This is a genomic window from Verrucosispora sp. WMMA2044 (genome assembly GCF_027497155.1).
Lineage (GTDB): Bacteria > Actinomycetota > Actinomycetes > Mycobacteriales > Micromonosporaceae > Micromonospora > Micromonospora palythoicola.
In genome coordinates this window covers 881,280-903,231 of record NZ_CP114913.1, presented here as the reverse complement: position 1 = coordinate 903,231, position 21,952 = coordinate 881,280, and the positions used below count along the sequence as shown (strand labels likewise).

Here is a 21,952-nt window from a genome sequence, read left to right as displayed (position 1 = left end):
CCATCTACGTGACGCACAGACACTGGTCAAGTAGTGACGCACGGAGGAGGGATGACGGTGCCGGACGATCACGTCGAGGAACGCCTCCTCGGACTGCACTATCTGGGAGAACTCGACGCGGCACAGAGCGATGTCATCCATCGTCACCTGACGGGATGTGCCGCATGTCGAGCCCTGGCGGAGGCACTCGTCGAGACTCTGGCCGCGCTGGCCCTGCTCGGCGACGGTGCCGACGTCGCCCAGCCCCGGCGACGGCCGAAACGCCGGGCATCGGACCGCCGGGCATCGGGCGGACGGGCATCGGGCCACCCCGGCCAGGCCGACCGGCCGCGGGCCTCCCGCCGGGCACGCCTGATCCGCGAGGGTGGTCTGCTGGTCTTCGCGCTGATCCTCGCCAGCCTCGGTCTCGTTGCGGTGGTGCGCGACCCGCCGCCGCCGGACGGACCGGACGTGGTGTCGGTCGCCGCCACGGCGACCGATGCCACGTCCGGCGCCTCCGCATCCGTCTTCGTCACCGGAGGCGACAGCGGTGTCGCGATCCGCGCGACCGTCAACGGGCTGCGTTCCGGAACCGCGTACGTGCTCTACGCCGTCACCATCGACGGGCAGAGTCGGCCGGTGCACCGCTGGACCAGCGGCCCGGCCGTCGGGGAGTTGACGGCCGAGTTGGACGGCGTGCATCTCGATGAGCTGTCGTTCTTCACCGTCTCGCCGGAGGCGGGCGGGGTGGTGGTGTCCGTCTACCTGCCCGGTGCCACCGGCGCCCCGACGCCCGTACAGACCGGGTGAGCCGTCGGGTCAGACGGTGACGGTGGTGCGGGAGCACACGCGGGATGCGCCGGTGGACCTGCCACCCCGGACGTTTCCGCACGTAGCACCGGCACTACGTGCTCGCCCAGCAGATCGAGCTGTTCCAGAACGACTTTCAGGGGAAGGCCCGCATGGTCGATGAGAAACATCTGGCGCTGATAGTCGCCAGCGATTTCCCGGAACCCGAGGACCCGGTCGATCACCTGCTGTGGGCTGCCGACCACCAGCGGTGTCGACCTCTGGTACTCCTCCAACGACGGCCCGCCGCCGTAGACCGGAGCGGCGTCGAAGTACGGCCGGAACTCCGCGACCGCGTCCTGGCTGCGGTGCCGGATGAAGGCCTGCCCGCCGAGCCCGACGACGGCCTGACCGACGCCGGACTCGGCGCACCGCGCGCGATAGTGGTCCACCAGTCGGCGGGTGTGCTCCGGCGGCCAGAAGATGTTGTTCGCGAACAGTCCGTCGCCGTAGCGTGCGGCCATGTCGACGCCCTCGGTGCTGCGCGTGACAGCATGCCAGACGAACGGCGGCACCCCGCCGAGTGGACGCGGCGTCGAGGTGAAGTCGTCCAGTTGGGCACGGAACCGCCCGGACCATGTCACCTTGTCCTCACGCCACAACCTGCGCAACAGTTCGTAGTTCTCCACGGCGAGGTCGCGGCTGTCCGCGATCTCCCGGCCGAACCACGGGTACACCCGACCGCTGATCCCGCGGCCCAGCATGACGTCCAACCGACCGTCCGCCAGATGCTGCACCGTCGCGTACTCCTCCGCGATGCGGACCGGGTCGTTCGTGGTGAGCAGCGTGGCTGCAGTCGACAGGAGCAGCCGCTCGGTATTCGCCGCGACGTGGGCCAGCAGAGCGGCGGGCGAGGAGGCGGAATACCCGTCGGTGTGGTGCTCGCCGATGGCGAACACGTCGAGCCCGATCTCCTCGGCCTTGCCCGCGACCGCCGTGATGCCCTTGATCCGTTGGCGGTCGGTCGGCCGGTGACCGGTCCGGGCGTCGGGTGTGCGGTCGCCGATGCTGTAGATGCCGAACTGCATGAGTACTCCCCGGGGAAATGGGCTGGTCCTTGAGACGTCCGGCCGCACCGCCCGGTTCAATCCTGGACAGCTACGACGAAGGTGAAGAACGGATGTCCTTGATCACGCGAGCGGCAGTTCGTGCGGGTTTGGCGGTGAGCGCGGTGACAGCACTGCTCGGGCTCGGCGCAACGGCCGCACACGCCGACGATTACGTGAAGTACTACACGGTCACCTCCTCCCACAACGGCGCGAAGGAGAACCTCAGCGAGATCGCTGAACGCTTCCTCGGCGACTCGGCCCGCTCCTTCGAGCTGTTCAATCTCAACTCCGGCCGGAAACAACCCGACGGCGGCGCGCTCGTGGACCCCGCGCGCCTCAACCCCGGCTGGTTGTTGATCCTTCCGTGGGACGCCGTCGGCGGCGGTGTGCAGTACGGCATCCTGCCCGACACGTCACCGACGACGGCCGTGACTCCGAAGCCGAATACACCCTCGGCGTCGCCTTCCCCCGGGCCGGTCCCGTCGGCCGGCGGGACCGGCACCACCGCACCCGCGCCCACGAAAAGCCCGTCGAGCGGCAACACGACAAGCAAGGGCGGCCGGTGCGCGACCGCGGCCGCGTCCAACAGCGCCCCCAGCTGGGCGGAGCTGCGACTCGCCGCCGACCAGGCATGGCCGCAGAGCCGGGGCAAGGGCCAACTCGTCGCCGTGGTCGACTCCGGCGTCGACGGCAGCCTGCCGCAGCTCACCGGCCACCTTGCCGTCGGCTCGGACATCGTCTCCGACAGTGGCCGGGGCGACACCGACTGCCTCGGCACCGGCACCGCCATGGCGGGGCTCATTGCCGCGCAGGGCGGCTCCGGCGGCAGTGTGACCGGCATCGCGCCTGACTCCACGATCCTGCCCGTCCGGATCGCCGAGACCAGCACTGAGGTGCGGGCCACCGACGCCGCTGCGGGAATCCAGGCGGCGGTCTCCGCTGGCGCCACCGTCATCGCACTGGGATCGTACGTAGACAGCAACGACGAGACCGTCGCGGAAGCCATCGTCGAGGCGGTTGAGCACGACATCGTCGTCGTACTCGGTGCCCTGCCGAAATCCGTCTCGATCAACCCGGAGGCCGCAATCGGCGACGGCACCCTACGCGTGGGCGGGGTCGGCGTGGACGGTCAGGCCGCCGCCGATTACCTTCTGGGTGGCGTCGACGTGGTCGCGCCGGGTGTCAACGTCAGCAGCATCGGCATCACCGGCACCGGCTCGGTCGCCGGCAGCGGCACCCACTATGCCGTGGCCTTCGTCGCCGGCACCGCCGCGCTGGTCCGGTCCGCATACCCCGAGCTGACTGCTGAGCAGGTCGTCCACCGGGTCAAGGTGACCGCCGACCAGATGGGCACGGGCACCGCGCCCAACGCCAACTTCGGCTGGGGCCTGATCAACCCCGCCCGGTCGGTCACGAAGGTGCTGCCAGAGGAAGCCGTACCTGCCAAAGCCGATGAGCAGGGCTTCACCCGGCTCACCTCCGGATCAACAGGCGGCCGGTCAGCCCTGCTCGTCGTCGTGACGCTGGTCGCTCTCGCTGCGGCCGTCCTGCTGATCTTCCGTATCCGCCGGCTGCTGCGCGGCGAACCGATGCCCGAGGAGGACACGCCCGAGCCGCCCGCCGGAGACGACACCCCGCCCCTTGCCACCCGCCCGCCAACGGTCCGGCCGAGAGAATCGCGGGAGATGGCCGCCATCACTCCCGGGGTCCGGCCCGGCGATGATGCCCCGGAAACGCCGGCGTCTCCCCGCCCCGGGGAGCAGGTAAGCGTGCCGGCGGCACCCGCTCCGTCCGAGCCGGGCACGGCTACGCCGCCGACTGCGGCGACCGATCCCAAGGCCTCCGTCGGGGCGAAGTCGGCGCAGACAAAGGAGTGACGACAGCCCAGCCACACGGGGGTTGGGCCCGGTGCCTGGCCCCCGCAGGTGTTCCAGGCAGACATGGCACTCCCTGGACGTCCCTGTTGAGGGACCTTCAGATTCCGGTATGGACCCAGCATGCTCGGCTGAGTCCCGGAAGCCCTCGGCGTGCGGCATGGGCGAGAGACGGATCACGACCCCATCGGGACCCACGACTGGAAGCGAGCGGACCGGGGATTTGATGCACGTGGCGGACGATGCCGAGCACGTCGGGGAGCTGCTCGGTCTCTATCACCTCGACGAACTCGACGCGGAGGCTGCCGCTGCGGTGCGTGCGCATCTCGACAGCTGCGAGGCGTGCCGCGACGAGGCGGCCGAGGTGTGCGATCTGCTCGGTGCGCTCGCCCTGCTGGCCGACGAGCGAGACGCGATCGTCAATGAGTACGGGGCCCTCGGCACGTCGGTGCCCCCGGCATTTCCGCAACGCTTCGCGCCCGTCGAGGAGCCGGAGGACGGGTCTGGCCAGCGGCGCGGCATGCCCTGGCCGCACCGGCCCCGATGGTTCGGCCGCAAACAGGCTTCGGATTCTCCTGCCACGACCCCTCCGGCCGTGACACCTGTCACCATCGCTCCCGCCACCACGCCACCCTTGCCCGCGTCGTCTGCTTCCGCACCGCCGTCCGAGCCCGCGAAGCGTCCCGCCGGTACGCCGGCCGGTCCCCCGCCGGCCACCAATTCGCCGCAGAACGCCACGACTGCCGCAACACCCGCCACCTCGTCGACGGCCGTGGCTTTGCCGGCCGTCGAGCCCGCTGAGCCGCCTGCGGCCCGTACCCCACCGCCCGCCGCTGTCGGACGCAACGCGTCCGTCGGCTCACCGGCAGTGCCGCGTAGGGCCCCGACCGGGCAGGCGCCACCGACCAACCGAGTCGCGCCCGTGGTGAAGATGCCGCGGTCCGACCGACCAGCGCCGGAGGCCGCACCTGCGGTCCCGAGGGTCGCACCGGGGGTGCGGACCAAGCCCGTCGTCCGGCCGGTTCCGTCCGCCGAGCCGGCGCCGGCGGCCGTGCAGCCGCTCGCTGCCACGCCTGCGGTGACTGGACGCCCACGGCCGGTGCGACGTACCCGGGCGTTGGTGATTTCCAGCGGGATGCTCGCCGCCGCATTCGCCGTGGGCGGCCTTTCCGCGAACGCGCTACTGCGCGGCGGCCATGAAGACTCGGCCCCGCCGGGGCTTGGCGTGGTGAGCGTGGCCGCCTCCGCGACCGATGTGGAGAGCGGTGCCGGGATGGCGGTGTCGCTCACCGAGGTGGACGGTTCGGTGCAGGTGCGGGCGACCCTGACGGGTCTGCGGAAGGGCGCCGGATACCGCCTGTATGGCTACGACTTCTGGGGCACCCGATGGGCGGTGGTCAACTGGACCGCGACCGCAGCCGAGATCCAGAAGGTCACCGGCACAGCACCCGTCCGGATCTCGGGCATCTCACACTTCGTGGTGCTGCGCAGTGATCGGAGCACAGCGGTGACCGTGTACCTGCCGCGCGGTGATGCGGTGAACATCGGCCCGACCTCCAGCTGACACGACGGGCTCCGGACGGCGGGCTGCGGACTTTGGACCAGGGCGATGCTCCGGGCCCGGGCCGGCGGGCCCGGGCCCGCCGGTCAACAGTCGTAGACCGCTGCGAGGACACGTTCGAGCTGATTTGCCTCGGCACCCTTACCGACGGATTTCAGGTCCGTGACGACGTCACCGAGGGCGTCGACCCAGGTGCCCTTCATCGCCGCATCCAGGCGCGGCTTGTTCTCCGCGACCCATGACGAAACATCGGTGAACTGGCCGGCGCGGGCCAGGTCGACCGCCTTGAGCAGCGCCGACGTGAAATCGAACTGGTTGCGCTCGGTCGGCTCGGTCGCCCCGCGGCCAACGGCCTCGACCAGCGACTGGAATCTTGCGGTAATCGGGACGTCGCTGCGCACACCGGCGTCGGCCAGCTCGTAGACGGCCGAGATCACCACCTTCGGACGAGCCTGCATCGTCGACTCGTGGTAGCGCGGCACCACGTCGGTCTCGGCGCCAAAGTCCAGCAGTGGCTTCACGATGCCGGCGCGCATACTGGGCCGGACCCGTTCGGCCATCCCCGCGGCCAACTCCCGGTTGCCCTGAGTGAGATAGGTGGCAGGAGCCAACCGGAGACGGTCGTACTGCTCGCGTATGGTAAGGCCACCCCAGACGAGCTCACCGAAGTTCTCGTCGGCGCGGACGATACCCGGGTTCCGGTGCATCCTCGCCACGGCATCCGCAAGCTGTTTGTCGATTTTGTTGCTGGGCTGTTCAGGACGCTGGCTTCGCGGCACCGTACGATCCGCTGGCTGGGCGTGCCAGGGGTTGTCCAAACTGACGGTGAGCCCGCTGGCTCGGGCTGGGGCCGAGTTGACCAGCGCGCCGCCGTAGGGGGCGATCACGTCGAGCAGTGCATCGCTGACGGTTGCCCTGGTGAAGACCGTCACCTGGCTCTGGCCCTGAGCGAACTGCTCGAGCACCTCGTTGAGTTCGGTGAGCTGCCCGGGCGTCGGTGCCTGCCGGGCCGGGGTGCTCAGCCAGAAGTAGACCTGCCCCGGATTATCGTCGGCGAGTTTGAGCAGTTCCCGGGGCGGCGCGCCGTTGGCGACCAGCGCGCCCTTGTCGCTAACCAGGTTCATCGGGGCAGCCTGCGGGCGCGGCATCCGCTCCTGCGCGTCGGCCAGCCAGTTCGGCTTTGCGTCCAGGTCGGACTGGTGGAACGACGAGCCCAAGCTGCTCTGCGCCGACGCTGGCGAGCCCGGGGCGGAGACGACTGGCTCCTCGAACCACACCCGGGTCTGCCGGTGCAGGGCATCGTCGTCAATGCCGGTGTCCTGCACCAGCAGGTCGTGGGGCATTCTCGAGGCGTCCAGTTGCGAGCCGCGGGACGATGCCGGGGCGACCAGATCTTCGGCCCGGGGCAGCCGGTCGGCCTGACCTGGGTGCTTGTAGGCGAACCGATCTAGCGCGGCTTGCAGCATGGCGACCAGCGGCGTACGCACCGCCTCGGCGCGTTCCAGACCGACCGGGACGGCCTGCTCGGGCACGCCGTGGAACCGGTCGATCCCGGCGCGCAACGCGTTGTGGCCGTTGCCGCCGCCCTCGACGCGGATCCGCAGCGGAATGTTCGGCCCGTGGGTCCGTGACAGCTCGGCGGCCTTCCAGGCCACGTTGTCGGCGAACTGACGCAGCGACCACAAGTCCAGTACCGGCTCGGTTCGGCGCGGCTCGAAGCCGACACCGAGCGCCTTCGGCGCCTCGAACGTGAACGGCTTGAGCCATTGCGGGTTGCGGTCGAACTCGGCCTTGAGATTGAACTCGTCAGTGTCCATCCGGCCGGTCGGTGAGAAGGCGCGCGCCCACTCCCACGTCCCGTCCTCGTCATGGACGAACAGGAAATGATATTTATCCGCCCACGGGCGGTGCCACGTGCCGGCCACTCGCACACCCTCGGCGACGTCGCCGGTCGCAGGGTCGCGCACCGTCTCGGTGTAATGGTCGGCACCGATCACCCGGTCCCGCCACCTCTCCATCTGCACGAAGGCGCCGGCGTCGGGCTCCTCCGGCGTGAAGCGCCCGTCGGTCAAGGTGCCCCAGATCCGGGTGCCGTGCAGGTTGATCTTGACATAGGGCCCCGACCCGGACTTTGCGGCGTTGTAGCCGAGGATCTGCCGACCCTGCGAGTCGGTCTGCGGCACCGTGTCGGGAACGGCCTCGTCCGGAACCACGTGCGGAACGGTCGACGGCGTGATCGCGGCGGCCGGGTTCCGGTTTCCGATGACGTCCATAATGACCTGGCGCAGGCTCTCACCGTCGATCCTCGTGGCGGGCTTCGGCGGGAAGAGGGTAAGCACCACGCCGAGGCCGAGCTGGACGGCGAAGTCGCTACCGAGGCCGATCAGGCCGATTAGTTCCGGCTCACCCTTCGCAGCGTTGACGACCTGCTGGAGCGTGTTGACGTCGGTGAGCTTGGCCTTCAACTCCTTGAACAGATCCTGCCAGAGCCGTTCGCCGACCTTGACATAGATCTCCTTCTCCTGAATCGAACCTTTGCCCTGCTGGGCGGCCTTGGCCCTGATGTCGGCGATCTGTTTCGTCAGTACCGTGACACGCTCGTCGAGGTAGCCCTTGAAGATCTTCGTGATACCGGCGGAGACTACCGGCCATCCCGGTACGTATGCGCCGCCGACACCGGCTGCGGCCATGAAGAGGTCGAAGCCCTTGCCGTACGAGATCGCGATCGATCGCGCCATGAGATCCGGCTTGATGTCGGCCAGCAGGAGCGCCTTCGTGCTGCTGTTCTGCTTCTGGAATTCGCTGGCCTGGTACTTCTCGAACGCCGTCAAGGCGGCCATTCCGGCGCCTTTGCCGCCGAGGCTGACAAGTGCCGGAGCGGCCGCCAGGCCGGTGGGCACGAAGACGCCCGCAGTCCATCCGAGTGCGCCCTCGAACAGCCCGACCGTCTGTTCCAGGACTTTCTGCGCCCGACTCTTGTCGTCCCGCACCGCGGCCTTCACCGCGGCGTCGCTGACGAGTTCGCGCATGTGTTTCGCAGTGTGCTCGGCGACCTGCGCATAGTCCTCGACGGCCTCGCGTACCTTGGCCACCTGCCGGTCCGGGGTGACCTGGACCCCGATGCGGGGCCCGGGAATGCTTTCGAGCGCGCCGTGCAGGTGGTGGACCGCGCGCCGCAGTTCGAGAAGATGCTTCTTCACGTGCAGGCGATCACCCAGGGCTGACGTGACGTAGCCCTGCTTACCCAGGTTTTTCAGCGACTTTTCAAGCTGTTCGCCCTGCTCGATCTGGCGCTCCAGCAACATGCGCATCTCGTGGTTGAACAGGCTGTCGACGTCGGCGAGGGGCCGGGCCCGCTTGATGCCGGGTTTCGGGTCGTCGAGTGAGGTCTCCGTAAGAGCGCTCACGATCCGGTCCATTGGAGAATCCACCGGGCCCAGGTGCCGGGCACCGCCCGTTCGCAACCGGTCGAAAGCGCCGACGGCCTCGACCGCACGCGCCATCTCCGCCGGGGTCGGTACGCCCGTGCCCGGCAGGAAGTGGCCGAGCGCCTCGGGTTCCGCGTCGGGCAGCATGCCGGGGCGGTACGCCCGGAACTGGTTAGCGGGGGTCTGTACCAGCCCGGGCCGGCCACCGACCCAGACCGTCTCGGCGGTGAAGATCTTCGCAGGCACGGTGGAGCCGCCGGGCCCCGGCACGACGAAAACCTCGCTGTCCGCACCGACGACGGTCATCTCGGGCCGTAGCCGGAACAGGTCCCGCAGCGTACCGGTGCTGACGACCTCGCAGGCGATGATGTCGGCCGTCGCCGTGCCGGACGGGATCCGCGCGCTGATAGCGTCGGCGGTGACGTAGGTGTCGACACCACTGCGGATACCGCCGCGGACCGTGTCGCCGGTGCCCGCCCGGTAGCCCTCACCCAGGACGGCGAAGGTGCCTGCCGGCAGCCGCAGCGCCGCGAGGTCACGGACGAGTTGAGAGCCGGGCGTGCCGAACACGGCACCGTCGGCATGCGTCATCGGCGTCGTGACGGCCTCACCGGTCAGCGGCTTCAGTGGCGTGGCGGGTGCGGCGAGGTGCCTGCCCTTCCCGGCGCCCCGTGGGTCGTTCCGATCGTAGGGATAGCTCTGCCAATCTTCGTCGTAGTAGACGTAGGAGCCAGTCTGCGGATCATAGATGAACTGCCGACCGCTGGCGTTGGCATAGATCGGCATATCCCGGTCGTCCGTGGCGATCTGAGTCATGTTCGCCGTGTCTTGACCAGGGTCGTCGTAGTTCCGAGGAAGGGAGCTGTACGTTGCACCGCCTTGCGTGTAGGTCCCCGACGACGACCCGGCGATGGACGGCTGGCTGTACTGCAGCGGATCCGGCGGAAGGGCCACCTGCCGTCCAAGGTTTTCGTCGAAGTAGGACGTCGAATCAGCTGCCATCTCAACGTCCTCGTAGGCGAACGAATAGCCACCGTCCGTGTCCGCCACACTTTCGGCCACGCTTTCGTCCACGTCGGGCATGTCCTCGTCGACATCGTCGAGTCGGCTGGCACCGGCTCCAGCCTTGGTCGCACTCCAGTTGGGCTGCTCGAAGCGCTTGTCGAGATGGTTCGCCAGAGTCTTTCGGGGCACACCCAGATAATCGGCAATGCTCGTGCGGCCATATATCTGTTGAGCCCAGTTTAGTGTGTCACTGAAGCTGTTCGGGAACTTTCTCGGCTGAAGTGTTTCTTGGCTTTCCCAGCTACTGTACAGACCCGCTTGTGCGAGCGCCTGCCTCAGTGTCTCCTTACCGAAATCGTCGAGATCTGGACGCTTGTTGAAATTCCGTCCAGTCTTGGTCGACGTTACCGAGGACGCCTCGACCCTTCCGCTGCGCGAGGCAACCCGCTTCGTGACGGCGGTCGTTCGGCCGTCCCGCTTCTCGTGGCCGGTCCGGCCGTTGATCAAACGGCTGGCCTGACTGGCACTGATGCCTGCCGCCTCCGCGATTTCAGCGTAGTTGGCCCCGTTGTCATGCGCCGCCTGCATCGCAGCGACATACCGAGCAGAATCGCCGCTCTCGTAGGCTTGACGCACACTCTCCCTGACCTCGTCGAGCAGCACCCGCTGTGGCGGCCTGGCAACAAACGGCTGCACCTTGTTTACACCCAGCGTCCTGTGACGCAGTTCGTTGCTTGCCTGGTCGAGGGTTCTCGCAACACGCGACGGACGCCCATCCTCCTCAAATTCGACTTCGGAGTCTGAAGCCGTGTTATAGCCACGAATCGGCGCGTTTTGCGCATCGATATTTACCTCTAGACCGTTGTTGTCGATGGCATCCTGCGGCGGCTGCTGCCGGGAAAGTGCGGCAACGCTCATCCTGCGATCAAGTGCCCACGTGATGAGCCGGTACGGGTAGACCGTGTCGGCTCCGGTCGGTTCACGGAACGTGCGAGGAAGGTATCTGGCGAGCGACTTCAGGGACTCCTTGTAATACACTCCGTAGTTCGGATTGAAGGTGAGGGGAAATCCGCTATCTCGATAATGGTTGAGTGCAGCCCAGCAACAGAGACACGGCCTGAACTTTCCCATGACGACGAAAGGGCCCTGAACATCAGCCGGTCGCAGGTGCGCGGCGTCAATCGCGAGCAACAGTTTTTGCTCGGCATGTAGGGAATCGTCACCACTCGCGCCGTGTCGGAGCATGGCGACCGAGCCGCGGTACTGCGGATCAGTGAGCAGCGATTTGAGTGCTCCGCTGTCTCTCGGAGCGGCCTCAGCGAACATCATTTTTGGGTTGTTACGCATAGCGGCCGCCGCGACAGATGCGCGCCCCCCGGCGAAGGCGGCAGCGATCTTGTCGTCGCTCCTGTCCAGGCGGCCACGGTATTCATTCGCATCGGTAGTCGACGGAAGTCTCAAATCCTTCGACCTCAGCGCCAGCACATCCTTGAACTTACTTCCGACCCTTCCCTTCCGGATCGAGTCCTCAACGAGGTCGACGGACGTATTGTAGTTCGTCGCGAAGAGCAGTCGCCCGTTGATGAGCATACCTTGCACCTCAAGATCCCTGGAGATGCCGCGGTCGTACCTTTCCCGCAAGGAATTGATCGAGTCGAACAGTTGCAGGCTGAGATGGGCGAGAGTTTGCGACTCGAGTTCAGCTTGCTTGTCGCGGGCGTACCGTAGACGCATCTCTTCCGAGGTTCGCCCGTATTGCCCAAGCCGATGCGAATACGTTGACTGCCGAACCATCTTGTCGATGTCATCGACAATCGAGGTCAGCGAGGGCTTCTTGTCGGTCTGGCGAGGCTTCTTTCCGTCGAAGAAACCTGCATAGCGGGCACCGTCCGGGCCGGCGACACCGGCATCCAGCAGGGAACGGACCGCCGATGCCGACTCCACCGCGGTCGCAACCTCGGTGACCGATCCGTTACCGTCCACGAGCAGCATGCGCGCGTCGGCCAGCTCGGCGGCAACCGTCTCCGGAGAACGAACCGTGCCGGCCTCACCTGCCCGAAAGTCGACGGCCCGCAGGCCGTCGACGGTGTGCCGGAAGGCCACCGCGTGACCGATCGCGCCAGGGCGTCCGACCAGAGCGAAGACCGTTGCCCCCCGGGTGCCCTCGGGAGCACCGCGCAACGCCTGCGACACGGTCGACAGCGAGTCGAAGGCTCCCCACTGCCCGTCGGCGACGGCGGCGAACGGGTCCGGTGACGGGTCGGAGGAGCGGGTCAGTCTGCCGGGCAGGGTGGCCAGGTCGTCGGCGGACTGCCCGGTACGGACACTGCCGTACAGGTCGCGGGCGAGGTTGCGTATTCCCGTGACGCACGCGGCGAGGTCGTCGAGATCGACCGGCGGCAGTTGCGCAGCCATCGTTGCCAGACTCGCCGCCGAGCGACCGAGCTGCCCCGGCATGGTGATGGTCATCGCGTCGAACAATTGGGGCAGTCGTGCGGACGCGGCGGTGTCGGCGGAGAATCGCAGCATGGCCAACCCGTCCGGGTCGGCCAGCACGTGATAGGTCGCCGCCCGCGCGCCGGCCGATGCGGTCACGTCGATGACGGCCCGCTCTCCCGGCCGCAACGTGTCAAGGTGGACGAGCAGCGCGCCAAGGCTACGCACCGGGGTCGTCATCCCGGTGGGACGAACCTCAGCCAGGCCGCCGTGGCGCGCGTCCACCACCACGGCGGGCAGACCGATCTCGACGCCGTCGCCGTGGAAGCGGACCTGCCCCGACATCGGGGGGTAGGCGGCCGGGACGACCCCCCTGGCGACCGCCGTCGCCAGGATGTCGACGAGATGCTTCTCCGGTAGCACCCGCACGCCTGTCGCGGACCGGGGATCCGTCACCCTGCCACCGTCGTCGATCGGCAGGACCCGCTGGTCGGCAGGGTCGACAAGGTCGAGGCGGCCGGGCAGGTCGACGGGGAGCCCGAGCCCCGAGCCCACGTCGGCGCGGGTGATCGACCCCGTTCGCTCCGGTGCGAGGATCTGCACCATACGGGCGATCGTCGCCACGTGCTCCCGGGACAGGGCATCAACGATGCGGGTCGCGCCCAGCGAGCCCTCGCCCACATGCACCTGCACGATGCCGGGCCGCGCAGGCGTTTCGAGCACCCGCGCAGGCACGCTGGCGGTGGGATCCACACTGAGGTACAAGCCCGAGGCGACCGGGGTCCAGCCTTCGAGACAGATCGCCGGAATCTTGCCAGCCATGAGGCGTGCTCCTGCCAGAAAATCGTCGGGGTGCGGGACCGTGGGTCAGTAGCAGGTGGCGATGTCCTCGATGAGGAGTCTCAGCTCGTTCTGCGTAGGCGGCGGCACGATCGGCTGCACTTCCTGCTTGATGATGTAGTGCCAGGCGACGCGGTCCTCGCCCGTCAGGCAGTCGATCGCCGTGATCTGGGCATGTGGTGAGACACTGCCGCCCCAACGAACCGGGTCGATGGTCTGCAGGAGCGCGGCGGCGACGGTGGCGTGCGCGCGGAAGAACTCGGGCGAGCCCGGGTTGCGCGCGGCGCGTTCCCCCTCCAGCTCGCCTTTAGCGGCCAGCGTGTCCACGACGGCAGCCGGGCCGACCCCGGTTATGGGCTCGGCGAACATCGCCCCAATCAGCTGGCGCAGCCACAGCAGGCCGTCCTGGAAACCGCCCGCCGATCCGGGAACCGGCCGGTTGCTGAGGTAGCCGAAAAACAGAGACTCGTCAGCGAGCGCCGTGTACGGCACCCGGTCGGCGAGCAGCGAGGGATCATTCGGGGCGACCGGCTCGGTGCGAGGATCGTTGGCCGTACGCGACGCCACCTCCAGCAGGACGCCGAACGCCGGCAACGCACGGTCGGGGGCGAAGAACGGGTGATCCTCGTGTGCGAGACCGTCCGGACCGAGCGTCGAGGCACGGGCGTGGTACTGATCGACGAGCGCCCGCACCGCGGTGATCGACTCGGGCGTCAGCAGCTCGGCCCGGTTCGCCCGGAAGTACTGCTCGGCCTCCGGCCAACTCGGCGATGCGATGAATTCGCGCAGCACCTGGGGTGCCGGCACCACCGGGGTCCGGGACGCTTGCCGCCCCGCGTAGACGAGCACGTCGGCGGAGAGCACCGAATAGCGCTCCGGCAGACCCTGGCCGTGCACATCCCAGCCTTCGAGGCCGCCGAGATTGCCCGTGCTGGGCACCACCGTCGCCCCGCCGTACTGGTTGCGGACCAACCACATCAGGTCGTCGTTGTACTCCGTCGCGACCACGACCGGGGCACCGGTGGCGCGCTTCAGTGACTCGTTCAATGCCGCCTTCAGCTCGGCGTCCATGGTGGAGCGGCCGTCGAGGGGTTGACCCCGACGCACGTCCACGGCGATGACCGGGCTGTCGAAGCCGGAAACGACATCGAGGATCTGCTTGCGGATGGTGGATCGGGCGGCCTGCGGCCAGGCACCGACCAGCATCGACTGCCCGTGCGGCCGGGCGTGCATCGACACCAGCGGCACGGCCTCGACGGCGGTTCCGGCGGCCGGGACGTACGGGTTGCCGGATGCGTCGACCAGCAGAGCCGTGGACTTCTGCCGTTCCAGGATCGCGGCGCGTTCATCGTGCGCGCCGTCCAGATCCGCAGGCAGCAACTCCCCGTGCGCCAAGGGGTCCGCCCAGTACATCCGTCCGTCACCCGGATCACGGACGAGCCAGAAGGCACGCGGGTTGGCGTCTCCGTCCGGCCAGCCATGGATCAGTGCCGCGGCTGCGCGCCCCGCGGAGAACTCGGACCACACCGTGCCGGGGTCCAGAGACGCGAGCCGGCCCCGCAGGAGTTCCTGAAGGGTGCCGAGCGAGACCGGGCGGGGCGAGGAGAGCAGCTTGTCGACCTCACCACCGGGCAGGGTGTCGTACAGCGCGTGATGGACGGCCGCCACTGCGGAATGGTCACCCGGCCAGGAGCCGGCCCGTGCGGGGCTGCCGGTCAGCCACCCTCTCAACCGCTCGATCGACGCCGGCACCTGTGAGGTTTTGAGGTCGCTGAGGGCGGCCCGTTGGACCGCCTGGCCCTCCGGCACCAGCCGGTAGCTCGCCGGCACCGCGTCCGCCGAAGCCTTCAGCCCGTTCACACCGACCGGGAACAGCCGGTCCTCCGGTAGCAGGCCCGGCGCGACGGCATCGACCGGTGCATGCAGCGCCACGCCGAGGTCGCGCTGCACGGCCAGCAGCTTCTCCGGGTCGGTGACCAGCGTGGTGGCGCCCGGGTCGATCAGCGCGACCACCGCGTCCACACCCTTGTCGACGAGGCCGCGTAGGTAGGCACGCAGCCCGGCCGCGCCTGCCTGGTCCATAGGCAGGAAGACCGACACGTCGCCTGAGCTGACCGTCGTCTCGATCAGGCTGGTGAGGCCGGCGTCCAGCGGTGCCGCTGCCGAGCCGGTCCGCAGCACAACCTTGCCCTGACCCGCCATGGTCAGGAATTCGAGACAGTCTTCGAGCACTCCCATGCCGGTTCTCCCCTATCCGCTACCGGCCGAAAGCTGACAGCGCCTCGGTCAGCTGCCCCATCCGCTGCTCGGTCATCTGGCGCAGTTGCGCACCGGCGTCCTTGAGGGCCTCCAGCACGAGATCCTCGACCTCCTCGGGGCGGGCGCGTTCCAGCAGTTCCGGGTCGAGTCGGACGTCGCGGAACTCGGCGTCCGCGGTCATGGTCACAGCCACCGTGCCGTCGTGGGAGGTGCCGACGACCTCACTGGCGGTGAGCCGGTCCCGCATGTCCGCCATCTGCTCCGTGACCATCCGCGCCCGCTCCAGCATTTGGTTCAGATCGTTGGACGCCATCGCGTTACTCCTTCGGCAGGGGTTCACGACACGCTCCCATGGGATGCGGGATCACCTGCCAGGTCCCCGAAGGGGGACGTGCGGAAGCCGCCGCCGGATCCGGCGGCGGCTTCTCGGGGGTTGTGCTCAACTCTTCCAGGTACGAACGTTCGCCCACTCGCCGTCGGCGTAGTTGTTCCACGACACGTTCATCGCTGCGGCGATCTGCCCGAGTACACCGGTCGGACCGAAAAGTCCGTCCGCCGCGATGTTCCACTGGTTCTGTAGTCCCTGGTAGTAGGACTGCGCAGGGCCCTCCCAGGTGTCCTGCAGGGGCGCCAGCTTGGCGATGAGCGCCTCCAACTGGCCGACGATCTCGGTCGCCTTCGTGTTGAGCTGCTGGCCAGCGATCTCAAGTTCTGCGGGAACACGCAGATTGCTCGTGGTGGGGTCTGCCATGGTTCGCTCCTGATCCTGATTCCGCTAGAGCCGGGCGCCGGGGATGTCGCCGTTGACCGCGACCAGACTGGCGATGTTGGCCTCCTCGGCGTCGACGTAGTTGACGAAGTTGCCACGCAGGCCGGATGCGATGTCCGTGAGTGAGCTGTGCAGCATCTTGCCGAAGACGTCGAAGTCGTGCATCAGCATGTTGAACTGGTCCGACGCGACGCCGTGCCAGATCGCCTGGAGGTTCACCACGTAGGACCGCAGCGCCGCCAGCTCACCGTCGATGTGCGTCGCGGTGTTGTCACAGCTCGCCGCCGCATCGGAGATCATCTCCGGTGTTACGAGAATGTGGTCCATCGCCGTTCCTCCCTCGACTCGTCCCTGTCATGGTCCCGGTGTCCACCGCCCCGATGCGAGACTCCTCTTTGGGGGACATCCGCATTGAACCACCTCCGACGTGGCCGAGGCGGCACGGACCGGCGTCGGCCCACAAACTCTTACCCGACCCGGTTGGAAAGCGTTCAATTCTTGGTGTTGGTCAGGTTGCCGGTGTTCGTGCCCTCGGCACCGACGTAGTTGTCGTACGACTTTTGCATCGCCAGGATCGCGTCATCGAGCAGCCCCTTGGTGTCGTCCGCCAGCTTGTTGATGTCTCTGGCGAGTTCCTGGTATTTGGCTCCCGACGGGCTCACCCAGACGATGCCGATCATTTCCTCGAACCACATCCTGATGAGCCTCAGGTCGCCCTCGATCACGTCACGCTCGCGCGTGATCGTCTTGATCGCCTCGCCGAGCTTCGGGATCTCGACGGCGAACTCCGCGTACTCCCCGTCGACGATTTGATAGACTGGCCGGCCGTCCCGGTCGGTACCGACCACTGTGCCGTCACCGAACCTCGACTCGATGATCCCGTCGGACCTGTATCTGATGTCGACGGTGTTGCCGTTGCCGTCGAAGCCGTGGATCGGCCGGCCCTGACCATCGAACTCGTCGTACGTCCAGCCGTTCGACTGCATGGTGGCGACGTCACCGTCGGGGTCGCGGGTGACGATCGTGCCATCGTTGTACGTCCAGACGCTGCTGCCATCATTCGCGTAAACGACCGCCACCGTGGTACCGGTGCCGTCCTCCTTGCCCGCGGTCGGCCGGCCCTGGTCGTCGAACGTGTTGAACGTCCATCCACCAGACTGCATCGCGACGACGTCACCGGCGCCGTTGCGCTGGACAACCGCGCCATCACCGTACTTCCAGGTGCTCGAACCGTCCGGCGCGTAGACGGTCGAGAACTCCTGCGCCGGCTGGCCGTCACGGGCCGGAACCATGCCATGGGTCGGGCGTCCGTCGGCGTCGAACCTGTCGTACGTCGTCCCGTCAGCCATGACCTGTTTGGTGACGTTGCCGTCGGGGGTGCGGTAGACCCTGGTCCCGTCTCCGTCGTACGTCCAGATGCTGCTGCCATCGTCCGCGTACGCGATGCCAACCGACTGCCCCCCGACCACCCCATGCGTCGGACGACCCTCACCATCAAAAACATCGAACACCGCACCATCCGGCGTCTCCTGCCGAACAACCACCCCACCCGCATCACGCTCGACAACAGTGCCATCCCCAAACGTCCAGACACTGCCACCACCATCCCCGTACGCGATGCCAACCGACTGCCCCCCGACCACCCCATGCGTCGGACGACCCTCACCATCAAAAACATCGAACACCGCACCATCCGGCGTCTCCTGCCGAACAACCACCCCACCCGCATCACGCTCGACAACAGTGCCATCCCCAAACGTCCAGACACTGCCACCATCAGGCTGGTAGGCGATGCTCACCGACTGGCCATTCACCGTGCCGTGGGTTGGCGCGCCATCGCCGTTGAATCGATCGAAGACCGCACCCTCTGAGGTGGTCATCCGCACCACATCGCCATCGGCGTCACGCTCGACCGTCGTGCCATCGGCAAACCGGTAGGTGCTGGAACCGTCACGGCCATACGAGATATCGACCTGCTGCGGCGCACCTCCGCCCGCACCCGGCAAAGTGCCATGGGTCGGTCTGCCATCGGCAGTGAACCGGTCGAACACCGCACCGTCGGCCGTACCCTGCCGGGTCAGATCACCGGCAGCGTTGCGCTCCACCATCGAGCCGTCCGCGAACCGATAGGTGCTGGACCCGTCGCCGCCATACGAGATATCGACCTGCTGACCATCGATCGTTCCGCGCGTCGGCCTACCATCGGTAGTGAACGCGTCGAACACCGCACCGTCGGCTGTCGTCTGCCGAACAACATCCCCTTCGGCGTTACGCGCGACCGTGCTGCCATCAGCGTACGACCAGGTACTCGCACCGTCTGCCGCGTACGAGATATCAACCGATAGCCCACCAACGGTGCCGTGCGTCGGCTGGCCCTGACCATCGAACCGGTCGAACACTGCACCATCCGCCGTGGTCTGCCGGACCGGATCACCATCGGCGTTCTGCACGGTGACCGTGCCATCGGCGTACGACCAGGTGCTGGAGCCAGCACCGGAATAGGTAATGCCGACCTCTTGCCCACCGACGATGCCATGCGTCGGACGACCCTCACCATCAAAAACATCGAACACCGCGCCATCCGGCGTCTCCTGCCGAACAACCACCCCGTCGAAGTCGCGGGTCACGGTGGTGCCATCGCCGTACGACCAGACGCTGCCGCCGTCAGCCTGGTAGGCGATGTCCACCGACTGGCCATTCACCGTGCCGTGGGTAGGTGCGCCATCGCCGTTAAACCGATTGAAGACCACGCCCTCAGGGGTGGCCATCCGCACCACATCACCAACGGCGTCACGCTCAACCGTCACACCATCCGAGAATCGATAGGTGCTGGAACCATCACCACCATACGAAATATCGACCTGCTGACCATCAATCGTTCCGCGCGTCGGCCTACCATCAACAGCAAACGCGTCGAACACCGCACCATCAGCAGTCGTCTGCCGAACAACATCCCCTTCGGCATCACGCACGACCGCGCTGCCATCAGCAAACGACCACGAACTCGCACCATCCACCGCGTACGAAATACCAACCGACTGGCCATCAATCACACCATGCGTCGGACGACCCTCACCATCAAAAGCATCAAAAACAGCACCATCAGACGTCACCTCCCCGACAACCGCCCCACCCGAGTCGCGGGTCACGGTGGTGCCATCGCCGTACGACCAGACGCTGCCGCCGTCAGCCTGGTAGGCGATGTCCACCGACTGGCCACCCACCGTGCCGTGGATGGGCGCGCCATCGCCGTTGAACCGATCGAACACCGCACCATCAGACGTCACCTGACGCGTAACACCACCGGCCACATCCCGATCGACCATCGATCCGTCGGCGTACGACCAGGTGCTGTTGCCGTCGCCACCGTACGAGATCGACACCTCCTGCGGCGCACCGCCGTCCGCATCAGGCAGAACCCCGTGGGTAGGCCGCCCGTCGACGGTGAAACGATCAAAGACCGCGCCATCGGGTGTCTGCTGGCGGACGACATCACCATCCGGGTCACGGAAAACCTGCATCCCATCCGCGTACGACCAGATGCTCGAACCGTCCGAGGCATACGAGATCGACACCTGGCCGGAGCCCGGAATGGAGCCGCGGGTGGGCCAGCCATCCGCCGTGAACTGGTCGAACACCGTGCCGTCGGGGAGTTGCTGGCGCAGGATGCGGCCGGCAGCGTCGTAGTCGACCACGGTGCCGTCAGCAAGTTTCTGGGTGGGCACGGCACGCTCCTGCGTTCGATCGTGGGATAGCGACCAGAGCGTATGGGCGGGACCCGAGAAGGAGACAAGACATCCGTTCGGGGACGTCCGAGATTTCCTGGCGGCGCCGTCGAACCGAAGGGGTCTCGCGTACGTCTCAGATGGGTTCCCCTTGCGGCGTGGGAGCCGTCTGGAGGAGCCTGTGTACACGGTCGCGGTGGTGGCGGAGCAGCCGACCTGGCGGGCCGGTCTGGAGAAACTGGCCGGGGACGATCCGAATCTGCGGGTGGCGTCGGCGGTGAGCGACGTCGGTGAGCTGACCGGCCGCTTCGACCTGGTCGTGCTGGATGTGGCCCGGCCGGAGCTGACGGTGAGTGACCTGATCAGGCGGACGATTACGCACGGCCCGGTGCTGGTCAGCGCCGACTGGCCGGGACGTACCGGCCTGATGGAGTCGATCCTCGCGGGTGTGCGCGGCTGTTTGAGCCGGCAGGCGGAGCAGGATGCCGTGCGTGAAGCGATGCGGGTGACCGCCCAAGGTGGTTTCTACCTGTGCCGGCGCCTGGCGGACCGGCTGCCGGAGGAGCTTTCGCGAGGTCCTGCGGAGGAGCCGGGGGCGCTGGCTCCGCGCGAAGTGGAGACGCTGCGGTGGATCGCCTCGGGGTACACGCATTCGCAGATCGCGACCCGGATGGGGTTGTCGCAGGCGACGGTAAACACGTACGCGAAGCGGATCCGCGCGAAGCTGAACGCCGGCAACAAGGCGGAGCTGACCCGTCGCGCCATCGAACTGGGCCACCTTCTGCCCGTCGAAGGCTGAGCCGGGACCAGCATCGCCTCAGAACAGCGTCCGGCCCACCATTGTCAGGTGCCCGAAGGCACCGAAGACACCGATCGTCAGCGGCGCGATCGCCATGGCAGCCCCGGCACCCACGAATTCGGCGCGGCTGCGGCGGATCGGTGGCTTCGGTCCGGAGCCGGTGTGCTTCTTGCGTGGCGGAATGAGCACGCTCATGCCGACGCCGAACAGCACGATGGCGAGCCCCGTGCCTACGAGCAGCGACGACGCGCCGGCACCACCCATCGCCGTGACGGCTGTGGCCAGCAAACCGAACAGTCCGGCGGCGGTGGCGACGCCGAGCATCCACAATTCGGCGGTGAAGGCCGCACCCCGGATGCGGGCGAACAGAGCCAGACAACATACACCCGAGAGGATCACCGCGAGGGCCCGTTCGGAGAGCGCCAGCAACGGAAGGGTGACGCAGAGCGCGGCGGTCGGCCCGCCCATGACCACTGCGGTGGTTCGGGCGGAGCTGTGGACGAGCCCGGTGGTGGCCTCGGCGAAAGATTGCCGTCCGCGCGGCAGTTTCTGGCCCCAGGCGGTGACGGTGGCGGCGAGCCGACGTGAGATCGCCAGCATGCCGATCGCCACGGCGGCGACGACCGCGCTGGATTCGACGGGGTCGGCACCGAGGCTGGCGGTCAGCGCGACCAGGCCGCCGCCGGCGACGAACGAGAGTTCGATCGCGACGAGCAGGATGTCCCCGAGCATCGCAATGGCCATGAGCATCGCGGTGTTGGCGCCGATGGCGGCACCGGCCCAGCCGGAGAAGGCGAGCCCTTCGGCGACGAGTGCGCCCCCAGTGCCCAGGGCAGGGACAGCCGTCAGTGCCATGAGCTGAATGAGGACCGGCGGGGTGGCCGACTCCTTCTGACGTATGCCCCATGCCACTCCCAGCAGTACGAGGCCGCCGACGGTGAGCCCGATCGCCGCTCCGGTGTCGGCGTTGTGTCGTAGCCCGACGAGCAGCGCTGCGGCCAGCAGGAACAGCAGGCCGACGCCGGTGACGACGGGGCCGGGGTGTGCCGAGCGCAGCCGCAGCTCCTCGGTCTCCTCGGCGACGATCTCGTCGATGTCCTTGACGATGGGCGCCACCACCGGGCTGCCGGCCAAGTCGTAGAGGTAGAGCACCTCGCCGTCGACAACGCCGGCTTGCAGCAGGCTGGTGTCGAGAGCGAGCGGCCCGGTATCCGGGCGGGACAGCGTCCATACCGGTGGGAGCTGGTCGTTGCTGTCCTGGCCGCACACCTCGGCGAGCCGCCAGGTGAACTCGCCGAGGGGGCTCAGCGACGGGAGGACGATGTCGGCGCTGCGGTAGGTACCCACCACAGTGACACGGGTCTGTTCGTTGGCCATGA

Annotated in this window: 12 protein-coding genes; 4 read left to right on the top strand and 8 right to left on the bottom strand. The window is 67.7% G+C overall.

The window, feature by feature from the left end; genetic code table 11:
• The first annotated feature begins 51 nt into the window (after positions 1–51).
• Positions 52–789: a zf-HC2 domain-containing protein gene (locus tag O3597_RS04145; protein WP_281603292.1), complete on the top strand. Its 738-nt coding sequence runs from the start codon at positions 52–54 to the stop codon at positions 787–789.
• On the opposite strand, the gene O3597_RS04140 is transcribed toward O3597_RS04145, so the two are convergent.
• Positions 741–1,856: a CE1758 family FMN-dependent luciferase-like monooxygenase gene (locus O3597_RS04140; RefSeq protein WP_164449508.1), complete on the bottom strand. Its 1,116-nt coding sequence runs from the start codon at positions 1,854–1,856 to the stop codon at positions 741–743. The genes O3597_RS04145 and O3597_RS04140 overlap by 49 nt on opposite strands.
• 17 nt (positions 1,857–1,873) lie before the next feature.
• Here O3597_RS04140 and O3597_RS04135 point away from each other — a divergent pair, with 17 nt between their 5' ends.
• Together O3597_RS04135 and O3597_RS04130 are read left to right on the top strand one after the other, a co-directional pair.
• Entirely contained in the window at positions 1,874–3,754 is a 1,881-nt protein-coding gene (locus O3597_RS04135; RefSeq protein WP_281603291.1) for a S8 family serine peptidase, read from the top strand.
• 1,117 nt (positions 3,755–4,871) lie between these two features.
• Complete coding sequence (locus O3597_RS04130; RefSeq protein ID WP_216592951.1) at positions 4,872–5,315, top strand: hypothetical protein; 444 nt, start codon at positions 4,872–4,874, stop codon at positions 5,313–5,315.
• Between the two features lie 83 nt (positions 5,316–5,398).
• Here the strand turns inward: O3597_RS04130 and O3597_RS04125 are convergent, their stop codons facing one another.
• The 6 genes from O3597_RS04125 to O3597_RS04100 all read right to left on the bottom strand — a co-directional run bounded on the left by O3597_RS04125 (position 5,399) and on the right by O3597_RS04100 (position 19,774).
• Positions 5,399–13,003, bottom strand: a complete 7,605-nt coding sequence (locus tag O3597_RS04125; RefSeq protein WP_281603290.1) for a hypothetical protein — start codon at positions 13,001–13,003, stop codon at positions 5,399–5,401.
• Between the two features lie 45 nt (positions 13,004–13,048).
• On the bottom strand, positions 13,049–15,259 hold the full coding sequence (locus O3597_RS04120; protein WP_281603289.1) for a hypothetical protein: 2,211 nt from the start codon (positions 15,257–15,259) through the stop codon (positions 13,049–13,051).
• Positions 15,260–15,278: 19 nt separating this feature from the next.
• Complete coding sequence (locus tag O3597_RS04115) at positions 15,279–15,593, bottom strand: YbaB/EbfC family nucleoid-associated protein (RefSeq protein WP_164449503.1); 315 nt, start codon at positions 15,591–15,593, stop codon at positions 15,279–15,281.
• 126 nt (positions 15,594–15,719) lie between these two features.
• Complete coding sequence (locus tag O3597_RS04110; RefSeq protein WP_164449502.1) at positions 15,720–16,031, bottom strand: WXG100 family type VII secretion target; 312 nt, start codon at positions 16,029–16,031, stop codon at positions 15,720–15,722.
• Positions 16,032–16,055: 24 nt separating this feature from the next.
• Positions 16,056–16,376, bottom strand: coding sequence for a WXG100 family type VII secretion target (locus O3597_RS04105; protein WP_164449501.1), 321 nt, complete (start codon positions 16,374–16,376; stop codon positions 16,056–16,058).
• Positions 16,377–16,540: 164 nt separating this feature from the next.
• Positions 16,541–19,774 (bottom strand): hypothetical protein, encoded by a 3,234-nt coding sequence (locus tag O3597_RS04100; RefSeq protein WP_281603288.1) that lies wholly within the window; start codon positions 19,772–19,774, stop codon positions 16,541–16,543.
• Positions 19,775–19,955: 181 nt separating this feature from the next.
• Between O3597_RS04100 and O3597_RS04095 the strand changes: the two genes are divergently transcribed.
• On the top strand, positions 19,956–20,573 hold the full coding sequence (locus O3597_RS04095) for a response regulator transcription factor (protein WP_281603287.1): 618 nt from the start codon (positions 19,956–19,958) through the stop codon (positions 20,571–20,573).
• An 18-nt stretch (positions 20,574–20,591) separates the two neighbouring features.
• Here O3597_RS04095 and O3597_RS04090 read toward each other — a convergent pair whose 3' ends face one another.
• The gene (locus O3597_RS04090) at positions 20,592–21,950 is read right to left on the bottom strand and encodes an EsaB/YukD family protein (protein ID WP_281603286.1); all 1,359 of its coding nucleotides are present in this window, start codon (positions 21,948–21,950) and stop codon (positions 20,592–20,594) included.
• Positions 21,951–21,952: the final 2 nt, after the last annotated feature.

Excerpts from the sequence above, each read along its gene's own strand:
- O3597_RS04145 (WP_281603292.1), top strand. The coding sequence starts at position 52 with ATGACGGTGCCGGACGATCACGTCGAGGAACGCCTCCTCGGACTGCAC.
- O3597_RS04140 (WP_164449508.1), bottom strand. The coding sequence starts at position 1,856 with ATGCAGTTCGGCATCTACAGCATCGGCGACCGCACACCCGACGCCCGG.
- O3597_RS04135 (WP_281603291.1), top strand. The coding sequence starts at position 1,874 with ATGGGCTGGTCCTTGAGACGTCCGGCCGCACCGCCCGGTTCAATCCTG.
- O3597_RS04125 (WP_281603290.1), bottom strand. The coding sequence starts at position 13,003 with ATGGCTGGCAAGATTCCGGCGATCTGTCTCGAAGGCTGGACCCCGGTC.
- O3597_RS04120 (WP_281603289.1), bottom strand. The coding sequence starts at position 15,259 with ATGGGAGTGCTCGAAGACTGTCTCGAATTCCTGACCATGGCGGGTCAG.
- O3597_RS04115 (WP_164449503.1), bottom strand. The coding sequence starts at position 15,593 with ATGGCGTCCAACGATCTGAACCAAATGCTGGAGCGGGCGCGGATGGTC.
- O3597_RS04110 (WP_164449502.1), bottom strand. The coding sequence starts at position 16,031 with ATGGCAGACCCCACCACGAGCAATCTGCGTGTTCCCGCAGAACTTGAG.
- O3597_RS04105 (WP_164449501.1), bottom strand. The coding sequence starts at position 16,376 with ATGGACCACATTCTCGTAACACCGGAGATGATCTCCGATGCGGCGGCG.
- O3597_RS04090 (WP_281603286.1), bottom strand. The coding sequence starts at position 21,950 with ATGGCCAACGAACAGACCCGTGTCACTGTGGTGGGTACCTACCGCAGC.